Here is a 19366-nt window from a genome sequence, read left to right on the forward strand (position 1 = left end):
CGTAAGGGAGTTGTGTGTCGCATGGGAAGACGGCGGTTTACGGCAGAGGAGAGATATCCAGCCGCAGGGCCGTACGGGAGGGGGCGCGGGGTGTGGCGTGTCGGCTACCGTCTGCGCCCGTTATGGATCAAGTTATGGACCAAGTTATGGATCAAGCTCCGCAGAGAAAGGGATCAGCCCCATGCCTCTCGCCCTCTCCCGCGTCTCCCGCACCCGCATCGCCGTGACCGCGGCCGCCGCCACGGTCCTCGCGGTCGGTGCGCCCGCCGCGTACGCCTCGCTCGACTCCGACACGCGCACACCCGGCACGACCACCACGTCGCAGGTGTCCCGTGGCCAGGCGTACACCGAGACCCGTCTCCTCTTCGGGACCGAACGCCCGGACGGCGGGCCCGATGTGACCGACAAGCAGTTCATGAGGTTCATCGACAAGGAGGTGACACCGTCGTTCCCCGACGGGCTCACGGTGCAGGACGGCCGCGGCCAGTGGCGGGACTCGAACGGCAAGATCGAGCGTGAGCGTTCGTACGAGCTGATCCTGCTGTATCCGACGTCGCAGGCGCACAGGCGCGACGCCCTGATCGAGGACATCCGCGAGGACTACGTGAAGAAGTACGAGCAGGATTCGGTGGCGCGGCTCGACGACCGGGTGCGGGTGGACTTCTGAGGCACTCCGCGTCGATGCCGCTGGTCACGCCACCGCGGTGAGCTCCGCGAGCAGCGCGTCGATGCGCTCCGCGTGCCGCCGCGGCAGGCGTCCCGTGTCGTCGACGTGCACCGCGCAGGCGGTCGTGGTGTCGACGAGGCGTTCGAGGGTGGCCGCCACCTGCTCCGAACCCTCGGAGTGCCGGGCCAGGGTGGGGAGTTCGGCGGCCGCCAGGTCGATCGCGGCGCGGGCCTCGGCCAGGGTCCGGTAGGCCTCGCGCCGCAGGGCCCAGCGGGCGGCGCGGTGGTCGGCACGGTGGTCGGCGCCCGCGGGCCCGCCGTGACCGTTTCCGTCACCTGCGCCACCGGCCCCGCTCAGGACGTGGCGCAGGTAGGCGTGCGCGGACGCGCGGGCGGCCGATAGGCGGTCCTGTACGCGGCCGCCGCGCTGCACCGGCCAGGGCAGGTGCCCGACGAGCAGGACGATCCCGCAGGCGAGCAGGGTCTCCCCGATCCGCCCCCAGGAGGCCTGCGGCTCCCCGCCCACCATGACGAGGGCGAGGACGAGGACGGTGACGACGGCCGTCTGGGCGGCGAAGTGCCGGGTGGCCACGGGGATCAGCGCGCCGCACACGGCGACGACGGCGACGAGTCCGGCGGGCCGTGGCAGCAGGGCGGCGAGTGCCGCGAAGAGGACGGCGCCTAGGACGGTGCCGAGGGCGCGACACAGGACGCGCGACGCCAGCGGTCCGAGGTCGGGCTTGACCAGGAAGACGGCCGTGGCCGGCAGCCAGTACCAGTGCGGGTGGTGCAGGGCCTGCGCGACCGCGGCGCTCGCCCCGAAGCAGAGCGCGACCCGCACGCCGTACTCGCGCCCGCCGGGACCGGCCGCGGTGCGCAGCACGTCGAGGGGGCCGCGCTTGTGGCCGCGCGGAGGCCGGGCGCTACCGCTGTCGAAGGCTTCGGCGGCGTTCAGCAGGGCGTCGTCGAGGGCGCGGAGCCCGGCGCCGGAGCGGGCGGGCGCGGGCAGCGGCCCGCAGGGAGCACCGTCACGGATGGCGGCGGCAAGGCGGCGCGGCCCCTCCCCCGTGCGCGCCGGGAGCGGCTCACCGGCCCAGGCGAGCGCGGTCGCCGCCTCGCCGAGGGGCAGCGCGGCGAGGTACTGCGCATGCAGCCGCCGCTCGGCGGCCGAGCTGGCGTGTCGGCGCAGGCGCGGCCCCGTGAGGGCGTCCTGGGCTTGGTCGAGGGCGGCGGTGAGTGCGGCGCGGCGGGCGGTGGAGTGGGGGGTTCCGACTGCGTCGAGGAGCGCGGCGACGGCTTCGTAGACGGCGGATACGGCGGTGCGTTCGCCGTCGAGGCGGTAGGGCCGTGGGGACCGGCCGGGCGACGGTGAGGGCGAGGGGAGCACGACCCGCAGCACGATCAGCCACGCGGCACCGGCGAGAAAGTACAGCGCCCGCTGCCACCCGGGCTCGGGCGACGGCATCCCCGCCCCGATGGCGGCGGCGACGAGCAGCTGCGTGCCACCGGCTGAGGCGACGGGTCCGAGAGCGCTGAACGCACCGGCGAAAAGCCCGAGCACGGCGAAGAGGAGCGGCAGCAGGAACGGCCCGCCGACCGGTTCGCGTTCGCCAATGGCCGCCTCGAGGACACCAATGTCCGCCCCGAGGGAGCCGACGTACGCTCCGAAGACGAGCCCACCCGCCCCCGCGAGTGCGGGAACCCCGAGCCGCCGCACGGCGGCGCGCCGGCTCCCCGGCCGGTCGTTGATCCCGGCCAGCATGGCCCCGAGCGCGGCCACCACCCCCACGGAGACCCGCCCGACGACCACGCCCGCGCACAGCAGCGGCCCCGCGGCCAGCGCACCCCGCAGAACGGCGTGCCACGGCACGGGCCCACGCTGCGTACGCAGGGCATGGCCGAGCCAAGGCGGAAGGGAAGTTACGCGCGGGATCACCGTGCTCACCGTGTTCCTGTCGTCATCGGGACGTGCATCGACGGGTACGTGCCGCCGGACGACATCGGCCTGGGCATGTGATCAACCGTAAACGGCCTTCTTGGAGGGAAAGGGACGGGCCTATTTCGATGATGTGACGCTTGGCGGGCGGTTTGTGAACGGCCTGTGGGCAGCGGGAGGGGCGGTGGGTGGCGGGGGTATCCGGCGGCCACGAGGCGAATACGGGCGCGAGGCGAATACGGCGGCTGCCGGACGAGGACAGCACCCGCACGCAATCTCAACTGATATGCGCCGAAGCCTAGTTGTCCGTCATATCCCCCGGCACCATGCATACATGAACAGCGGCGCCGGAAGGATTCCCTCGCCACCATCGCCTCCACCGTTGCCGCCGGCAAAGCGGTGCAACACGGTACTCAGGCTCTATGACGCTCCCCTGTACCGGGACTGGGCAGCCTGGACGACCGCGTTCATGGCGGTGATGACGGCTTTCGCCATCGGCACGAGCGAGGATCCGCGCGGCATGCCCGCATGGCTGGACACCTCGCTGGCGACGATCACGTTCACCGTGCTGTTCGGCGTGCTGCCGACGTGGGTTCGCCTCTGGATCAGGCGGCGAAGGTGGCGTACGCGAGATGGGGGCCAACGCCCGGTTGGCCGTGCGTCACTGCCGCCGGTTCAGGAGGTGCTGGCCCCAGTACAGGAGATGCAGTCTCCGGCTCGGGAGGCCGAGCCGCGGCCGCGGCCGCGGAGGGCCGAGCCCCAGCCGCGGAAGGCCGAGCCCCCGGCGGCCGGATCCGACCGCGTGGCTGCTGTGTCCCAGGTCATGACGCACGCACGGCAGACCGTGCCGCACCCGGTTGCCCGCGCCATCCGCGCGCTCCAGCAGGCGGACACCCCCAGAGACCAGTACGAAGCGATGCTCGACGCCGCCGAAAGCCTCGCGCTCACCGCCTGCGTCACGGCGGCAGCGCTGCTGCACAAGCCGGGGACGGACTCGGGGCTGGGTGTCCTGTCCACGCTGAGGAGCGCCTACCTCGGAGCGGGCACCACGTTCGGCACCTGGACGGTCGGGCTCGACCAGGTCTGCGCCACTGTCACCACCGCGGGGCATCCACGGCTGCTGCCCGCAGAATTCTCCTCGGGCGTGGCCGGCATGGTGGAGGACCTCAAGGCCCTCAAAGGCGAACGCAATCGCACCGCTCACGGCGACAAACCGCTCAGCCAGCCCGAGGCGGCCCTGCGGGTGGCGGAGTGCCGGGAATTCCTCGAACGCGCTCTCGGCGCGGCCCAGTTCCTGGAGGAACTTCCGTGGCTGTGCGTCGCGACATGCGACTACCGGCAGCGAACGCGGACCTTCCAGGTCGTGGCGCGGAATGCCACGGGCGACCACCCGGTTTTCGAACGCCAGACGTATGAATGGGACCAGCCGGTCGCCGCTGACGCGTTCTACTTACTGGCGCCGGAAGGCCGCGTTCCGCTGTCCCCCTTCGCCACGTATACGTTCTGCCCGCAATGCAGGCAGACGGAGACCTGCTACGCCTCGCGCGTCCTGAAGCGCGAGAGTCAGGCGACGGTCAAGAGCTTCAGCCGGGGACACGAAATCCCCGTACCTGAACTCGGCGACGAAATCCGTGCGTTGCCGGCCCGGCGGTGAGGAGGGCAGGGCCCGGCAGGGCTCCGGCTACGCGGCGGCCGGCCCCTGCGGCTGCGGCGGCTGCTGCGGCTGCTTCCTGAGCACTTCCACCAGGGCGGAGATGCTGTGGTCACGGTGGCCGTCGGCGACTGCTCGCCGGAGCAGTTCGTTCATGGGCTCGTGCCAGGAGAGGTCGATGCCCGCCTCGGCGCCCGTCTGCTGCTCGTAGCCGATCGCGTCGTGGAAGAGACCGACCGAGGAGGCGGGTTCGGTGTAGTCGCCGGAGTCGATCTCGCCGGCCAGCCCCGGCAGGATGGCGGCGATCATCTCAAGCCACTTCACGCTGTACCGCACCATCGTGCCCGCTTCCAGGCCGCGAGCGGTGATGAGAGCGGCGCCCTCGAAGAACCCGAGGAGGGCGGGCAGCAGGCTGGCACCGACGGCTGACTCGTACAGAGCGGCGAGGTCCACGTCGGTGCCGAGGTGGACGGTGTCCCCGCCCAGCACGCGCAGGGTCGCCGCATGCTCGTCGAAGACGGCCTTGTCGCCGCTGTAGTAGAGCAGCGTGTCCGGCTTCCCCACGGCCGCGGGTACGTTCTTCACGGCCCCGTCGAGGAACTGAGCACCGCGCGCGGCAGCCCACGCGGCCATCTCACGGGCGCCGGCGGGGGTTCCGCTGTTCAGGGTGACGAGAGTACGTCCGCCCAGCACGGCGGAAGCGGAGGCGGAGGCGGACTCCAGGCTCTGGAGGGTGGCCTCGTAGGTGGAGAGGCAGGCAATGACCAAGGGGCTACGGGCCACGGCCTCCGCGATCGACGCCGCATGAAAGGCCCCCTTGGCGACAAGCGGCGCGGCTCTCTCGGGGCTGCGGTTCCACACGGTGGTCGGGTGCCCGGCATCGATGAAGGCCGAGGCGAGCGCTCGCCCCATCGAGCCAAGTCCTATGACGGTGACGGGGGTTGGGGTGTGCGCGGGCATGGGGGACTCCAGTCCGAAGTGGGTTCGTCGGGATGCGATCCATGCTGGCCCTACACAGACATTTCAACAAGTACCTACAATTCTGTTAGGTACTCACAGTTATGTAAGTAACGAGGAAGGCCTCCGGGAAGAGGCTTCCGGAAAGGGGATGGGAATGCCGACGAAGAAGCGGACCTACACGTGCGGCCTCGACGCCGCCATCGACATCATGGGCGGCAAATGGAAGGGCCTGATCCTCTTCGCCCTCGACGAAGGCCCTCTACGTTTCGGCGAGTTGAGGAGAGCTGTGCCCGGGATCAGCGAACGGATGCTGATCCTCCAGCTACGGGAGATGGAGAACAGCGGCCTGGTGCACCGCGAGGTCTTCCACCAGGTCCCGCCGAAGGTGGAGTACTCCTTGACGGAGTTCGGCCAGTCGCTCAGCACGGCGATGATGCCGCTCGGGGAGTGGGGCGAGGAGCACATGGAGCGGATCGAGGCGATCCCCTGAGCCCTGTCGCCCCTACGCAGACGCGGGCGGGGACGCGGGCGGAGACAGGGACGCGGGCGGAGACAGGGGCGGAGGCACAGGCGGCAGCAACAACGTCTGCGCCTCGACGACGGCTGCCTCCAGGGATTCCGGGCTCCGCCCCATCCCCGCCAGGATGCCGTCGACCCCCCGCAGCCCGGCCCGCTCGAGCAGCCGCTTCTCGTTCGTGACCCACTCGCCGCGCGCCGCGAGCACAGCGTGGGCGGCCTGCATTGCCGCTCCGGCGACGACTCCCGCGACCTCGGTGTACTGGGCACGTGGGGCGTTGTTGGAGAGGGCGTACTGGAGCGTGGCCCGCGCTCGCCCCAGCCACGCCTCCGGGGCGGCCTTGCGCAGAGCCTCCGGGTAGGCGGGGCGCGGCAGTTCACCCTTGAGCACCCGATTGATGGCCAGTTCGGCGACGACCAAGTAGCTGGGGATCCCCGCCAGATGGAACATCAGCGGCTCCCAGCGGAACCGCCCCGCCCGCGCCTGGGCCAGCTCGTGCTCCACGGCGTCGAGATCGCGGTAGTGGATGTCGACGCGGCGCCCGTCGATCGTCAGCCAGGCACCGCCGTTGAAGACGCCCCCGCCCCATTCACCCAGCCCGAAGACCTCACCCTCCCACCCGAGTGCGCGAAGCTCCTCGGGATCGAAGGCACCCCGGTAATAGACGGCCATGTCCCAGTCACTCTCGGCCGTGTGCGTGCCCTGAGCACGGGAACCGCCGAGGGTAACGGCCCGCACCCCACTGAGGCCGGCGAGCCGCTCGGCGACGTGGGCGAGGAAGGCTTCATCGGTGAGGTTCATGGCACTGGCACTCATCCCCACCATCTCACCACCCGCGCCCAGAGCCGGGCCACCCGATATCGGCCGCGAGGAGATCCGAGCTGAGCTGAGCTGAGCTGAGCTGAGCTGAGCTGCGTCGCGCCGCGCCGAGAACGATCGGGTCAGGCCACCCAGAACGATCGCATCCGGTCTCTCGCTTCGTCCGACGCCGGCTTCCGCTCGAAAGCCCCCGGCCCCACTTGGTATACGCAATCGATGCCGTAGTGGTGGAGGAGGGAGATCTCAGGAAACGCAGGCTCGGCGGGGAACAGTGCGCTGAGGCGCTCGACCGGCTCCGGACTGAAGCGGGCGTAGTCCAGGAGCTGAGCCAGCGCCTGCCGGACGTAATCCCGTGACGTCCTGCTCTTCGCCTCAATCACCTCCGCGCCGGTCCCGTCCTTCGCGTTGATGTACAGATCGCAGACCACTCCGGGGTAGAAGAAGCGGCGTGCGTCGACACCGGTCAACGTCTCGCGATAGGCGGAGACCAGTGCCCCCTCCCGTCGCCTGACCAGTTGCGTACCGGATCTTCTCTCGTACGAGGTCTGCGAGGCTCGCGACTCTTCAGCCGCTGCCACCCGAACCGCGTACCGCTCCGCCTCGTCCAGACCGGACGCCGCCGGGCCGATGACCGACTGGTGGACGGCGTGCTCAGTGGTGATGAGGAAGCCGTCCATCACCGCCGCCGCTCTTTCGCCGTCCAGCACAAGCTGCCCCGGGTACTGGAACGCATGGCTGTACCCGAGCAGAGAGCTGAGTTCCGCGTACGGGATGTCGGTGAGTTCGAACGCGCCCAGGCTGTAGACGGTGTGCCAGCTCTCGCCACCCGCCTTCGGGGGCCACAGCGCGTCCGCGAAGGCCGTGCTGCGGAAGACGGCCCCTATCTCTCCAATGGCTCGCACTTGGTTTCCGCCGGTGAAGAGAACTATGTCGCCGCCTGCGACTCCAGCCATCTTCTTGTCATGGGCTCTGCGAGCGCCCCAGAATCGCGCGGCGCCCCCAGGGTGGGCCACGAGTAGGGCACGCGTCTCGTCGTCGGACAGCAGACCGCGGTAGCGCACATCCGTGAACGGAACCTCTGTGTCGAGAGTGTCCCGCCAGTGCCGACGAGCCTCCGGGCTCCCATATGACGGAGAGACTAGAACGCGCACCACGATTGTCCGCACCTCACTTGAGAGTCTGCCACCTCAACTTCACTGAACGTTACTGCAGATGAGGCGGGTGCACTGTGCGCTGTTCCGTCAAGCAGCATCAACTCTCGTGACTGGTGCGGCATTTGTGCGCCACCGCTGCTCTGTCCCCGGTGGGTGCCGGTGCGGAGCTACGAGTCGAGCATTCCGGTCAACGCGCCCACCGGGTCCTCGTCCGCCTCGCCCTCCGGCCACCAGTCGTCCCGGCCCGGCTCGCTTCGGTACGGGTACCAGCGGCCGTCTCGGCCGTAGCGGAGTTGGAGGGTGCCGGAGGCGTTCGTGAGGTGGTTGTGGTGGATCGTCATGCGGGGGAGGTCTGCCGTGATGAGGGCGCCTCGGGCTCTGTCGAAGGGGCCCGCCGGGGGGTCCCACGGGGATTCCAGGATGGCCAGGCCCTCCTCACCGCCCTGGCGCCAGGCCGCCGCCGCGCGGGCGAGGTCCGCGGGGGTGTGGTCCACCGACTGGGCCAGCTCCGCGAATTGGCGGCTGAAGCTGCGGCGGCCCGTCAGACCGGGGTGGGAGGCTGCCAGGCGGACCGCGTCGTGCCAGGGGTCGGCGGTGGGGAAAGGGTTCGCGCCGGTGGTCAAGTACGCGTGGGCCCGGGTCGCCGTGTCCGTGGCCAGGAACTCCAGGGATGTGGGGTTGGGGGCGCCGGGGAGGGAGGGGAGGAGCGGGGGCTCGCCCGGGTGGGCGGGCGCTGCGAGCGGAGGTGGGAGCGGTGGGCGGTACTCCGTGGCCAGGACGTCGCGGGCCAGGGTTCCGGGCAGGTTCCCGCCGGTCGCGCCCGGCTTGGCAGTGGCGGATTGTTCGCGCGCTGCCTGCTGCGCGCTGCGCTGGGCCAGCTCGTCGAGCAGCGCCTGCTCGTCTCCGCCTCGCAGGAGCAGGAGTACGAAGGGGTCGGCGTCCAGCAGTCTGGCCGTCTGGTAGGTCAGGGCTGCCGCGTGCTTGCAGGGGCGGCCGTGGTCCGGGCAGGTACAGGAGGGGACCAAGTCACCTGGGCCTGGGAGGAGTTGGACCCCTGATCGCTCCGCCGCGTCCACCAGCGCGTGCGGCATGTCCTTGTCCAGGAGCGCCGCGATGTGCGCGGGTTCCGTGGCCACCGCGTCCAGGAACCTGTCCCAGTCCTCCGGCGTGAGGGTCCGCATGCGGATCTCGGCGCGGTAGGGGCGGGGACGACTGCCGTGTACGTACGCCACGATGCGGCCCGGCGCGACGGTGATCGTGTCGACGTGCCCCTCACGGGCATAGGCCCGCCCCCGTGCGAGGCGTCCGGCGTCGAGCGACGTCCCCTCCAGCGCGCCGATCCAGGCGTTACCCCACCAGGAGGTGGCGAACGGGGCCTGGGGATCGGGGTGCTGCGGAAGCGGAGGGAAGACGCGACCGGCGCCGGTGCCGCGACTGGCCGGGGTCATCCCGGGGCGACTGGCGGAGCGGCCGACGAGGCGACTGGCGGGGCGGTCGGCGGGGTCGCTGCCGGTCCGCTCGGCACGGCCGACGGGGTCCGCACCCGCTCGCTCGGCATGGCCGACGGGGTCCGTACCAGTTCGCTCGCCACGGCTGGCCGGGTTCACACCGGACCGTCCGGCGCGACCGACAGGGTGGTCGGCGGGGTCGCTGCCGGACCGCTCGGCACGGCCCTCGGGCCCCATTCCCGCTCCCTCGCCATAGCCAGCGGCGTCCACACCGGGCCTTCCGGCCCGGCCTGCAGGGCGGTCGGCAGGGTCCATACCGGATCGCTCACCACCGCCGGTCGGGTTCAGACCGGACCAGCCGGCGCGACCGGCGCCGCTTGCTTCGGCGCGGTCGGCTCGACCACCGCCACCGCCACCGGCCCCGCCATCGGCACCGCCCGCACGACCGCTGCCACCCGAGCCACCGGCGAAACCTCCGCCACCCGGACGAACGACAGCACCCCACACGCCGCCCTCGCCGGCGCGACCGGCGCCGCTCAAGTCCTCGGCGCCAGCGCGACCGAAACCGCTCCCGCCCCTCACGACACCCTCCGCAACGACACCAGATCCGCGAGGTCCGCATCCGACAGTTCCGTCAGGGCCGCCTCGCCGCCGCCGAGGACCGCGTCCGCCAACGCCTGTTTTGCTGCCAGGAGTTCGGCGATGCGGTCCTCCACCGTGCCCTCCGTGATCAGGCGGTGGACCTGGACCGGCTGGGTCTGGCCGATGCGGTAGGCGCGGTCCGTGGCCTGTTCCTCCACCGCCGGGTTCCACCAGCGGTCGTAGTGGATGACGTGGCCCGCCCGGGTGAGGTTCAGGCCCGTGCCCGCTGCCTTGAGGGAGAGGAGGAACACTGGCGCCTCGCCCGACTGAAAGCGGTCCACCATCTCCTGCCGCCGCGCGACCGGCGTACCCCCGTGCAGCAGTTGCGAGCCGATACCGCGCCGCGACAGGTGCGATTCCAGCAGCCGCGCCATCTCCACGTACTGCGTGAAGACAAGGACCGCGCCGTCCTCCGACAGGATCGTGTCCAGGAGTTCGTCGAGCAGTTCCAGTTTCCCTGAGCGGGGGCGGCCCCCGGGTGTCGCGATCTCGCCGTCCTTCAGATACTGCGCCGGGTGGTTGCAGATCTGCTTCAGCGCCATCAGCAGTTTCATGACCAGGCCCCGCCGCGCGATGCCCTCTGACGCCTCGATGCGGGCCAGGGTCTCGCGTACGACCGCCTCGTAGAGCGACGCCTGTTCGCGGGTGAGCGTCACCGGGTGGTCCGTCTCCGTCTTGGGAGGCAGTTCCGGGGCGATGCCCGGATCGGACTTCTTGCGGCGCAGGAGGAAGGGGCGGACCAGGCGGGCGAGGCGCTCCATCGCCTCGTCGTTCTCTGCGAACTCGCCGCCCTCCACCAGGCGGGCGTGGCGCGCGCGGAACGACTTGAGCGGGCCGAGGAGGCCCGGTGTCGTCCAGTCGAGCAGCGCCCAGAGTTCGGAGAGGTTGTTCTCCACCGGCGTGCCGGTGAGAGCGACCCGCGCCGCCGACGGGATCGTGCGCAGCGCCTTCGCCGTCGCCGCGTGCGGATTCTTGACGTGCTGCGCCTCGTCCGCCACCACCAACCCCCAGGCGTGGGTGGCCAGTTCGGGCGCGCTCGTACGCATCGTCCCGTACGTCGTGAGAACGAAGCCGCCCTCCAGGTCACCGGCCAGACTGCGGCCCGCCCCGTGGAAGCGGCGCACCGGAACCCCCGGCGCGAACCTCTCGATCTCCCGCTGCCAGTTGCCAAGGAGCGACGCCGGACAGACCACCAGAGTCGGCTCCTGCCGGGCGCGGTGCAGATGGAGGGCGATCAGCGTGACCGTCTTGCCGAGGCCCATGTCGTCGGCGAGGCAGCCGCCGAGGCCGAGCGACGTCATCCGGTCCAGCCAGGCAAGGCCGCGGAGCTGGTAGTCGCGGAGGGTGGCGGCGAGGGCGGGGGGCGGAGTGATGGGGCGCAGGTCGTCGGTCAGGCGTTCCCGCAGCCGGGCCAGGGCGCCGATCGGGACCGCCTCGACGCGCTCACCCTCCACCTCCGCCGCTCCCGTCAGCGCGACAGACAGCGCGTCCACCGGGTCGAGCAGGCCCAGATCCCTCTTGCGCGCCTTGCGTACGAGTTCGGGGTCGACCAGGACCCACTGGTCACGGAGGCGTACGACCGGGCGGTGCGCCTCCGCGAGCATGTCCATCTCCGCCTCGGTGAGCGGCCCTCCGTCGCCATCACTCTGCCCGTCGCCGGGTCCAAGCGCCAACTGCCAGCGGAATTCCAGCAGTTGCTCGGTCTTGAAGAAGTCGAAGTTGTCGGCCGCGGTGCCGGGTGCGGGGCGTACGACAGCCGTTGCCGTCAGGGCACGCGTCAGCTCACGGGGCCAGTGCACGGCCACCCCCGCCGCACCGAGCCTGGTCGCCGCCACGCCGAGCAGTTCGTACAACTCCCCCTCGCTCAGGGGCAGTACGTCGGGGCGCGGGCGTTCCAGAAGCCGGGTCAGCGGCGGCCATACGCGGGCCGCGCGCCGCACCGCGAGCAGCGTGTCCACGCGGGCGCGCGGGCCGAAGTGGTCGGCAGCCCCGGACCAGAGCTGGGCCGCGTCCACGACGAGGGTCGGGTCGGCGAGGCTGTGCACCTGCACGACGGCCGCCGCGGGGCTGGCCACGCTCTCACGGGAGCCACCCGTCTCGGCTGCGGGCTCCGCATCGGGTACGTCGGCCGACGCCCCGTCGAACACCTCACCCGTCTCCCCGTCGAACACCTCATGCGCCCGCAGATCGAGCCGCAGCGACACCCGCACCCCGGCGTCCATCCCGGCCGCCACCTCCGCGGCCCACTCCCGCGCACCCGGCAGTCGCTGCGGCTCCCGCGCCGCGAAGGGGGCGCCGACCGCGTGCGCCGCGGCGGGCGTACGCGGCAGGGTGTCCACCACGGCGTCGACGAAGGCCCTGACGAGGGCGAGCGGCTCGGGGAGCAGGAGGGGCTTGCTGCCGGGCAGCGGTACGGCGTGCGCCTCGGCCGGCATCGCGGCGGCGATCGCCCGCAGCTGCGTGACATCGGCGGCGTCCAGCGGCCCGGCCCGCCACGCGTCGAGGTCACCGCCGGTCAGGCCGGGCAGCAGCCTGCCCCGCGCGGCGAGGTGCAGGGCGTGACGGGCTGCGGCAGCCCAGCAGGCCACCGCGGGGTGCGGGGGCGCGGCGCGCAGCAGGAGCGGGAGTGCTTCGGCCACGGGCAGGATCAGCGCGGGGACGGTACGCGTGCGGACGCCTTTGCCGTGGGGGCGTACGACGGCGATCTCACCCTCGGTGGCGCCGGGCAGCTCACCCTCGGTGGCGCCGGGCACCCCACCCTCACCGGGCAGCTCGCCCCTACCGGAAAGCGCACTACCCTCACCGTGCAGCTCACCCGTACCGGAAAGCGCACCCCCCACAAGCCCCACAGGCAGCCGTCCCTCCGGCACCCAGAACGCGACCCGGCCCTCCCTGGGCACCTCGGCCGGAAGGAACACGGCAGCACAGGACCGCACGAGCTGCGCGAGCCGCCGCTCGGCGGAAGGCGCGGCGGTGTCGACACCCGTGGTCGCGGAAACCGCCGCCATCACGTTCACCACCTCGCTCACCTCGGCACTCGTACGTCATTCCCGCACGCCAGCCTAGGCCAGACGTCCCGGAGTGAGCGCTGGTAGGAAACTTTCCTAACAATAATCCGCCGAAGTAATTGACGCGCACATGACGCCTCGACAAGATGCCTGCGAATGGCCTCCGCGCCGCTCACGGCCCCCCACGCCGATCTAGGAGACGGACATGCCGCCCATCCCCCGCGCCATGAACTCCCTTACGAACAAGGCCCGTTCCCGTACGACCAAGGCCCGTTGGGTCGCCCCTCTGGCAGCAGGCGCCTCGCTCGCGCTCGTCGGCGGAGTCCTCCTCTGGTCCCCGGCCGGTGAGGCCGACGCCGCGCCGAGCGGCAGAATCCCGCAGCGTCGACGACCAGGCGGCATGGCTGGACGACGACACCTTGGCGTACGCCCTGCCGGGAGCGGAGGGAGCCGAGGGCAGGAAGCAGGACATCTGGACGACGCGGGCGGACGGCATGGGTTCGCCGAACTTGCTGGTACGGGGAGGTACTTCACCGGCGGCGGTGCACTGAGAGGCCTACAACCGCTCTCTGGGGCGGAATTCGGGTGCGAACCCGCGTCCGTCTCCCGCAGGATCGACCCCATGACCACCACCACTCACCGCACCGTCGTGCCCACCCTCTTCCCGCCGCCCGGATACGCCCACGCCGCTCTCGTCGAGGCCGGCACCAAGCTCGCCTTCATGGCGGGGTCGGTGCCGCTCGATCCCGAGGGGAACCTCGTCGGAGAGGGCGACGTGGCGCGCCAGACGGAACAGGTCATCGCCAATCTCGACGAGGCCCTGCGGGCGATCGGCAGCGACCTGACGCAGGTGGTGGCCAGCACGGTGTACGTCGTGAGCGACGAGCCGGGGCCGCTGAGCGAGGCGTGGGAGGTCATCCGCGCCTCCGACCTGCTGGCGAAGGGCCCGCACACGTCGACGCTGCTCGGCACGACGTGCCTGGGCTACAGCGGCCAGCTGGTCGAGATCACGGCAACGGCGGTCGTACCAGAGACCACCTGACCTCTAGGACCCCTAGGGACCCCCAGGATCCCTATGAGGACCGGGCTCGGCTCGCGAGCCCCAGCGCGTACTCCGGCCACCACTGCCCCGCCCTCGGCCCGCCCCGGCAGGTTCCGTCGGACTCGCCGGGCCGCTTGATCCACAGGTACGCGTCGAGGGCAGGGGCGCCGGTGGCGGTGGTGGGCGGGGTGCCGAGGGCGCGGCCCGGCGGGTTGCACCAGGGCTCGTCGTCGCCGGTGTAGGGGCCGTTGCCGTTGCGGCTGCTGTCCACGACGAAGTGCTTGGCGCCGCCGAGCGCCGCGGCGAGGCGGTGCCCGTACTCCGAACTCGCCTCATTTGTCTGGTAGTTGGACACATTGATGGCGAAGCCGTCGGCCTTGGTGATCCCCGCCTGTCGCAGCGGGGCGAGCAGGCGCTGATCGTCGGGGAGCCAGCTGGAGTTGCCCGCGTCCAGGTAGACCCTGGTGTGCGGGCGCGCCTTGAGGCGGTCGACGGCGTAGGCGAGCAGGCCGTACCGCTCGTCGGCGTCGGCCTTCTCACAGCCCGCGATCTTCTGCGCGACGGCGTCCGGTTCGACGATGACGTACGCGGCGCGCTCCCCGATGCCGGCGGCGAACTCGTCGACCCACCGCCGGTACTCCGCCGCGGTCCCCGCCCCGCCCCCGGAGTAGTCACCGCAGTCGCGGTGCGGGATGAAGTACGCGACGAGCACCGGGGTACGCCCCTGCGCGGCAGCCGCCTCCGTGACCGCACGGACCACAGACCCCGGCCCCGAGCTGTGCAACCAGACGGCTTGGGGCTGCCCCGCGATGCGCTGAATGACCTGAGCATCGGCGGCCCGCCCCTGACTCCGCCATGCGACGACCTGCCGGGCGGCGGCACTGTTCGGATCGACCCAGAAGGCGGTGCCGGGGGCGGGGGCCGTCGGGGCGGAGGCGGGCGCGGACCCGTCGCCGCCACGCGGGCCGGCGCCGACCGCCTCCACGCCGCCGGACACCGCCGCGCTCACGAGGAGCGCGGCGGCCAGCAGCCGGGCGAGGCGGGGGCGGGCTCGGCCGGGTGATCGGAAGGGCGGCTGCGACACCGGGCACCTCCAGCTGCTCGACGCCGGACCGGCCCGGCGCGTTCCCCGGAGTCTGCGGTCGCCCGGCCCCCGCCATGCCTCGTACACCGCCGGTCGGGGGACAGTTCACCCGAAGAATCACCCCGACGGCGGCGCCCAAGTACGGCCCGTCAGCCGGGGTTTGGCTCAGCCACCCAGCCCGTCTCATGGTCACCCCAAGCCCAACGAGCGATCACCCCGCCGGCCGCCCCCAAGTCCGCACCTTCGGCAAGGGTTTGGCGTAGCTGTCCGTGCGGCTTGTCGTCAGGCCGAGGTCTACCAGTGACTCGGCGAGTTTTACCGCGGCGGCCACTCCGTCGACCACCGGCATGTCGAGTGCGGCGCCTACCTTTTCCTGCAGTCCTGTCATGCCCGCACAGCCCAGCACCAGGACCTCCGCGCCCGCCTCGCGGGCCCGCTCCGCTGCGGTGAGGAAGGCGTGGGCGGTGACCTCGGAATCCCCGAGGTCCAGGACGCCGAGGCCGGTCCCGACCACTGCGGCGCAGTTCTGTGCGACGCCCGCCGCGTGCAGGCTGTCCTCGATCTGGCCGCGCGTCCGGTCGAGGGTGGTGACGACGCCGTACCGTCGCCCGAGCAGGCAGGCGAGGTGCGCTGCCGCCTCGGTGATGTCGACGACGGGCACGTCGAGGAGCTCCCGGGCGCCCTCGCGTCCGTGCTCGCCGAACCCGGCCATGACCACGGCGTCGTACGAGTCCTCGTACCCGCGCAGGGTGTCCAGGACGGCGGCCGCCGAGAGGTAGCTGTCGAGCCACCCCTCGGCGGACTCCGGCCCCCAGGCGGGGGTGAGCCCGGTGATCGTGGTGCCGGGGGCGGCGGCGTCCCGAGCCCCCGCCACGATCTCCTCGGTCATCGCCCGGGTCGTGTTGCAGTTCGTGACCACGATGCGCACTAGCCCTCCACCGCATCCGCGAGCGCAGCGGTCCGCTCCGCGCGGCACAGCGCCGCGTACAGCAGCGCGGCCGTGGCCGTCCCGATGAACCAGGAGTACGGCGCGACGTAGTCGAAGAACGGCACGAGCGCGCACACCGCGGCGACCCCGGCGGTGGGCACGAAGGCCCCGAGCGCCTTCGGGTTGACGCCCCTCTTGTAGTAGTACGGCGATCCCGGTTCGGCCTTGAAGAGCGCTTCGGCGTCGATACGCCCGCGCTTCACCCAGAAGTAGTCGACCGCGATGATCCCGAACAGCGGTCCGAGGAAGGCTCCGAGGCCGCCGAGGAAGTAGTTGACGACGGTGGGGTTGGAGTAGAGGTTCCACGGCGTGACGAGCAGCGCGGCGACCGTGGAGATGATCCCGCCGATCTTGAAGGTGATCTTCTGCGGCCAGACATTGGCCAGGTCGTACGCGGGTGAGACGAAGTTGGCCACGATGTTCACGCCCATCGTGGCGACGGCGAAGGTGAGCGCCCCGAAGATCAGCACCCAGGTGTTGCCGATCTCGGCGACCAGTTCGGCGGGGTCGGTGATGGCCTTGCCGAAGACCTCCAGGCTGCCCGCGGTGACGATGACGGAGAGGATCACGAAGGCCGTGGAGTTGATGGGAAGGCCCCAGAAGTTGCCGCGCTTGACGGTGCGGTAGTCGGGGGCGAAGCGCGAGAAGTCGCAGAAGTTGAGCATCAGCGTGCCGTAGGTGGCGAGGATGAGCCCGATGGCGCCGAACCACTGCCGCACCTGCTCCCCGGTGGAGACCGGGTTCGGCGTACTGGTGAGCGAGATGGTCCAGCCCGCCTTCCAGAGGATCCACACGGCGAGGGCGATCATCACGACCCAGATGGCGGGCCCGCAGAAGTCCTGGAACTTCCGTACGGATTCCATGCCTTGGGTCATGATCAGCCCCTGCGCCAGCCAGAGGGCGACGAACGAGCACCAGCCGAGGGCGTGCAGACCGAGGAAGGAGTGCTCGGTCCACGACTCCAGGCTCGGGAAGGCGGCGATCAGCATGACGTTGACCGCGATCGAGGCCAGATAGGTCTGGATTCCGTACCACATGATGGCGATCACGGCCCGGATCAGGGCGGGGATGTTGGCGCCCCAGACGCCGAAGCTGATGCGGCTGACGACGGGGAACGGCACGCCGTGGCGCTGGCCGATGCGCCCCATCATGTTCATCCCGAGGTAGATGAGCACGAAGCCGACGAGGAGCGAGGTGAAGATCTGCCAGACGTTCAGTCCGAGGACCAGGAGACCGGCGGCGAAGGTGTAGTTGCCGAGGTTGTGGACGTCGGACATCCACAGGGCGAAGAGGTCGAACACCTTCCACTTGCGTTCGGCGGAGGGTGCGAGGTCTTCGTTGGTGAGGCGGGGATCGGGCACGAAGTCGGTCGCGGCGCCTGGGGAGTCGGCGCGCTGGGCGAGGGACACGGGGCCTCCTGCGAGAGTTCCTGCGAAGGGGACGGAGGTGCGGCGGCATTTGGTATACCAAAGTTTGGTATACCAAAGATTCCGTCATGCTCCCGCCCGGAGAGGCGTCCGGCAATGTCCGCACGGTTACGAATCGGTAAATCGATGCGGCGTTCGGCGATGATGGACCCCATGACGACCGTGGAGCAGCCGCTGGCCGCCGTACGCGAACGCGTGCTCACCGAGCTGCGGCAGGAGATCATCGCCGGACACCTCGGCCCGGGCGACCGCCTGGTCGAACGGGAGCTCGCCGAGCGCCTGGGGGTGTCCAGGGTTCCGGTCCGCGAGGCGATCCGGGCCCTGGTCGCGGAGGGCTTCGTCACCTTCGAGACGCCGCGCAGGACCGTGGTCCGCCGCCTGACCCGCACCGACGTGACCGAACTCTTCGAACTGCGCGAGGCGTTGGAGGTGTTCGCGGCAGGGCGGGCGGCGGAACGGGCCACGGAGGAGGGGCTCGCGGAGCTCTCCGCTCTGCTCGACAGCGCGGCGAAGGCGACGCGCACGGCTGACGCGGAGGCGATCACGGACATCAACACGCGCTTCCACGACCGCCTTCTGGCGATGGCGGGGAACGGTTTGCTGACCTCGGTCATGGAGCCGGTGGACGGGAGGCTGCGGTGGATGACGCGGCGTAACGAGGAGTGGGGGCATCTGCTCGTGGAACACCGGGAGTTGTACGAGGCGGTGGCTTCGGGGGATGCGGGGCTTGCGCGGGACGTGGCGCTGGCGCATGTGCGGACCAACTACCGGTCTACGGTGCGGCAGCTCTTCGGCGAGGAAGAGGATTAGTCCCCAACCCCGCCCCTTCCCGAAAACCCGCTCGGCGCGGGGGCCTACCTGGGGGCTCCGCCCCCAGACCCCCGCTCCTCAAACGCCGGAGGGGCTGAATTTCCAGCCCGTCCGGCGTTTGAGGACGAACTCGGCGGAGCCGGTGATGACGGTCACCACGGCCCCCGCGCCAGAGCGGGTTTTCGGGAAGGGGCGGGGTTGGGGAAAATAACCGCCGGAGGCGGACCTCAGCCCAACCGATACCGATCCGTCGCCCCCACCAACTCCTCCGCGATCCCCCGCGCCCCGGCGTCATGCCCCGCTTCCCCGACCAGGATCAACTCGCTCCCCGGCCAAGCCGCTTGAAGCCGCCAGGGCACCCCCACCAGATTCCCGAAGTCAAGGACGCCCTGCACCAGCGTCCCCGGAATCCCGGCCAGCGCCCCCGCGTCCCGGAGGACGACCTCGTCCCCGCCGAGCCAATGGTCGTGGGCGAAGTAGTGCGTGACGGTCCGGGCGAACCCCGCCCGGAAAGCGGGATCCTCGTACCGGGGAACAGACCGGGGCGGCTGCGACGCGAAGGCCGTCTCCCAGTCGGTCCACGCCCGCGCGGCGGCAGCCCTGACCTCCGCCTCGGGGGATTCGAGGAGCCGGTTGTAGGCGGCGGCGAGGTCCCCGTCCCGCTCCCCCTCCGGGACCCCGTCCCGGAACGCCTCCCACGCCTCGGGAAAGATCTGCCCGAGGCCCCGGGTCAGCAGCTCGACCTCGGCCCGGCTCCCCGTGGCGAGCCCCGTGAGCACCAGCTCGGACACCCGGTCGGGATACGTCTGCGCATACCGGAGCCCCAGCACGGATCCCCACGACCCGCCCCACACCAACCACCGCTCGATCCGCAGATGACGCCGCAACAGCTCCAGGTCGGCCAGCAGATGCGCAGTCGTGTTGACGCTCATGTCGGTACGGGGATCACTCGCGGGCGGCGTCGAACGGCCGCACCCTCGCTGGTCCAGGAGCACCACCCGGTACGCGTCGGGGTCGAAGTACCGCCGGAAGAACGGCGTGCACCCCGACCCCGGCCCTCCGTGCAGCACCACCGCCGGCTTCCCCAGCGGATTGCCGCAGACCTCCCAGTACACGCGGTTGCCGTCGCCGACTTCGAGCATGCCGTGGTCGTACGGCTCGATCTCCGGATAAAGGCCCATCGGCCGACGATAACCCGCGCACCACACGCATCA

17 protein-coding genes are annotated in these 19366 nt (G+C 71.1%); 6 read left to right on the forward strand and 11 right to left on the reverse strand.

All coding sequences use genetic code 11. From position 1 onward, the window contains the following. Nucleotides 1-181 precede the first annotated feature (181 nt). Nucleotides 182-667, forward strand: a complete 486-nt coding sequence (locus tag E5671_RS14670; RefSeq protein WP_160504408.1) for a DUF3574 domain-containing protein — start codon at nucleotides 182-184, stop codon at nucleotides 665-667. A gap of 24 nt (nucleotides 668-691) precedes the next feature. Here the strand turns inward: E5671_RS14670 and E5671_RS14675 are convergent, their stop codons facing one another. After that, nucleotides 692-2602, reverse strand: a complete 1911-nt coding sequence (locus E5671_RS14675) for an FUSC family protein (protein WP_443032619.1) — start codon at nucleotides 2600-2602, stop codon at nucleotides 692-694. A gap of 334 nt (nucleotides 2603-2936) precedes the next feature. Here E5671_RS14675 and E5671_RS14680 point away from each other — a divergent pair, with 334 nt between their 5' ends. Then, a complete protein-coding gene (locus tag E5671_RS14680; RefSeq protein ID WP_160504409.1) occupies nucleotides 2937-4256 on the forward strand; it encodes a hypothetical protein in 1320 nt (439 codons plus the stop codon). Nucleotides 4257-4283: 27 nt separating this feature from the next. Here the strand turns inward: E5671_RS14680 and E5671_RS14685 are convergent, their stop codons facing one another. Then, nucleotides 4284-5213, reverse strand: a complete 930-nt coding sequence (locus E5671_RS14685) for an NAD(P)-dependent oxidoreductase (RefSeq protein ID WP_160504410.1) — start codon at nucleotides 5211-5213, stop codon at nucleotides 4284-4286. A 154-nt stretch (nucleotides 5214-5367) separates the two neighbouring features. Between E5671_RS14685 and E5671_RS14690 the strand changes: the two genes are divergently transcribed. After that, nucleotides 5368-5703 (forward strand): winged helix-turn-helix transcriptional regulator, encoded by a 336-nt coding sequence (locus E5671_RS14690; RefSeq protein WP_160504411.1) that lies wholly within the window; start codon nucleotides 5368-5370, stop codon nucleotides 5701-5703. A gap of 12 nt (nucleotides 5704-5715) precedes the next feature. Here the strand turns inward: E5671_RS14690 and E5671_RS14695 are convergent, their stop codons facing one another. From E5671_RS14695 to E5671_RS14710, 5 genes are all read right to left on the reverse strand, one after another. Then, complete coding sequence (locus E5671_RS14695) at nucleotides 5716-6531, reverse strand: nucleotidyltransferase domain-containing protein (RefSeq protein ID WP_160510196.1); 816 nt, start codon at nucleotides 6529-6531, stop codon at nucleotides 5716-5718. A 140-nt stretch (nucleotides 6532-6671) separates the two neighbouring features. Continuing rightward, a complete protein-coding gene (locus E5671_RS14700) occupies nucleotides 6672-7502 on the reverse strand; it encodes a hypothetical protein (protein WP_160504412.1) in 831 nt (276 codons plus the stop codon). 368 nt (nucleotides 7503-7870) lie between these two features. Then, nucleotides 7871-9388, reverse strand: a complete 1518-nt coding sequence (locus E5671_RS14705; RefSeq protein WP_237330167.1) for an SWIM zinc finger family protein — start codon at nucleotides 9386-9388, stop codon at nucleotides 7871-7873. A gap of 107 nt (nucleotides 9389-9495) precedes the next feature. Next, a complete protein-coding gene (locus E5671_RS46260) occupies nucleotides 9496-9651 on the reverse strand; it encodes a hypothetical protein (RefSeq protein ID WP_237330168.1) in 156 nt (51 codons plus the stop codon). Between the two features lie 78 nt (nucleotides 9652-9729). Beyond that, nucleotides 9730-12801 (reverse strand): DEAD/DEAH box helicase, encoded by a 3072-nt coding sequence (locus tag E5671_RS14710; RefSeq protein WP_160510198.1) that lies wholly within the window; start codon nucleotides 12799-12801, stop codon nucleotides 9730-9732. A gap of 344 nt (nucleotides 12802-13145) precedes the next feature. On the opposite strand from E5671_RS14710, the gene E5671_RS14715 reads away from it, so the two are divergent. Beyond that, nucleotides 13146-13352 (forward strand): hypothetical protein, encoded by a 207-nt coding sequence (locus E5671_RS14715; protein WP_237330169.1) that lies wholly within the window; start codon nucleotides 13146-13148, stop codon nucleotides 13350-13352. 71 nt (nucleotides 13353-13423) lie between these two features. Next, the gene (locus E5671_RS14720; RefSeq protein WP_160504413.1) at nucleotides 13424-13843 is read left to right on the forward strand and encodes a RidA family protein; all 420 of its coding nucleotides are present in this window, start codon (nucleotides 13424-13426) and stop codon (nucleotides 13841-13843) included. 31 nt (nucleotides 13844-13874) lie between these two features. Here E5671_RS14720 and E5671_RS14725 read toward each other — a convergent pair whose 3' ends face one another. The 3 genes from E5671_RS14725 to E5671_RS14735 form a co-directional block, all read right to left on the reverse strand. Continuing rightward, the gene (locus E5671_RS14725; RefSeq protein ID WP_336605759.1) at nucleotides 13875-14927 is read right to left on the reverse strand and encodes a glycoside hydrolase family 6 protein; all 1053 of its coding nucleotides are present in this window, start codon (nucleotides 14925-14927) and stop codon (nucleotides 13875-13877) included. Between the two features lie 211 nt (nucleotides 14928-15138). Next, nucleotides 15139-15855, reverse strand: a complete 717-nt coding sequence (locus E5671_RS14730) for an aspartate/glutamate racemase family protein (RefSeq protein WP_160504414.1) — start codon at nucleotides 15853-15855, stop codon at nucleotides 15139-15141. After that, nucleotides 15855-17324 carry a cytosine permease gene (locus tag E5671_RS14735; protein WP_160504415.1) on the reverse strand — a complete coding sequence of 490 codons (1470 nt, stop codon included), beginning with the start codon at nucleotides 17322-17324 and terminating at the stop codon, nucleotides 15855-15857. Before E5671_RS14735 ends, E5671_RS14730 begins: the two co-directional genes overlap by 1 nt. Before the next feature lie 171 nt (nucleotides 17325-17495). Here E5671_RS14735 and E5671_RS14740 point away from each other — a divergent pair, with 171 nt between their 5' ends. Further along, nucleotides 17496-18152, forward strand: a complete 657-nt coding sequence (locus E5671_RS14740; RefSeq protein WP_160504416.1) for a GntR family transcriptional regulator — start codon at nucleotides 17496-17498, stop codon at nucleotides 18150-18152. 227 nt (nucleotides 18153-18379) lie between these two features. On the opposite strand, the gene pip is transcribed toward E5671_RS14740, so the two are convergent. After that, nucleotides 18380-19333 (reverse strand): prolyl aminopeptidase, encoded by a 954-nt coding sequence (pip, locus tag E5671_RS14745; protein WP_160504417.1) that lies wholly within the window; start codon nucleotides 19331-19333, stop codon nucleotides 18380-18382. Between the last annotated feature and the right edge of the window lie 33 nt (nucleotides 19334-19366).

It is taken from the genome of Streptomyces sp. BA2 (assembly GCF_009769735.1).
GTDB lineage: Bacteria > Actinomycetota > Actinomycetes > Streptomycetales > Streptomycetaceae > Streptomyces.

Bases quoted from the DNA above. Each gene is read 5' to 3' on its own strand.
- E5671_RS14700 (WP_160504412.1), bottom strand. From the start codon at position 7,502: ATGGCTGGAGTCGCAGGCGGCGACATAGTTCTCTTCACCGGCGGAAAC.
- pip (WP_160504417.1), bottom strand. From the start codon at position 19,333: ATGGGCCTTTATCCGGAGATCGAGCCGTACGACCACGGCATGCTCGAA.
- E5671_RS14740 (WP_160504416.1), top strand. From the start codon at position 17,496: ATGACGACCGTGGAGCAGCCGCTGGCCGCCGTACGCGAACGCGTGCTC.
- E5671_RS14670 (WP_160504408.1), top strand. From the start codon at position 182: ATGCCTCTCGCCCTCTCCCGCGTCTCCCGCACCCGCATCGCCGTGACC.
- E5671_RS14720 (WP_160504413.1), top strand. From the start codon at position 13,424: ATGACCACCACCACTCACCGCACCGTCGTGCCCACCCTCTTCCCGCCG.
- E5671_RS14695 (WP_160510196.1), bottom strand. From the start codon at position 6,531: ATGAACCTCACCGATGAAGCCTTCCTCGCCCACGTCGCCGAGCGGCTC.
- E5671_RS14680 (WP_160504409.1), top strand. From the start codon at position 2,937: ATGAACAGCGGCGCCGGAAGGATTCCCTCGCCACCATCGCCTCCACCG.
- E5671_RS14705 (WP_237330167.1), bottom strand. From the start codon at position 9,388: ATGGGGCCCGAGGGCCGTGCCGAGCGGTCCGGCAGCGACCCCGCCGAC.
- E5671_RS14690 (WP_160504411.1), top strand. From the start codon at position 5,368: ATGCCGACGAAGAAGCGGACCTACACGTGCGGCCTCGACGCCGCCATC.
- E5671_RS14685 (WP_160504410.1), bottom strand. From the start codon at position 5,213: ATGCCCGCGCACACCCCAACCCCCGTCACCGTCATAGGACTTGGCTCG.
- E5671_RS14710 (WP_160510198.1), bottom strand. From the start codon at position 12,801: ATGGCGGCGGTTTCCGCGACCACGGGTGTCGACACCGCCGCGCCTTCC.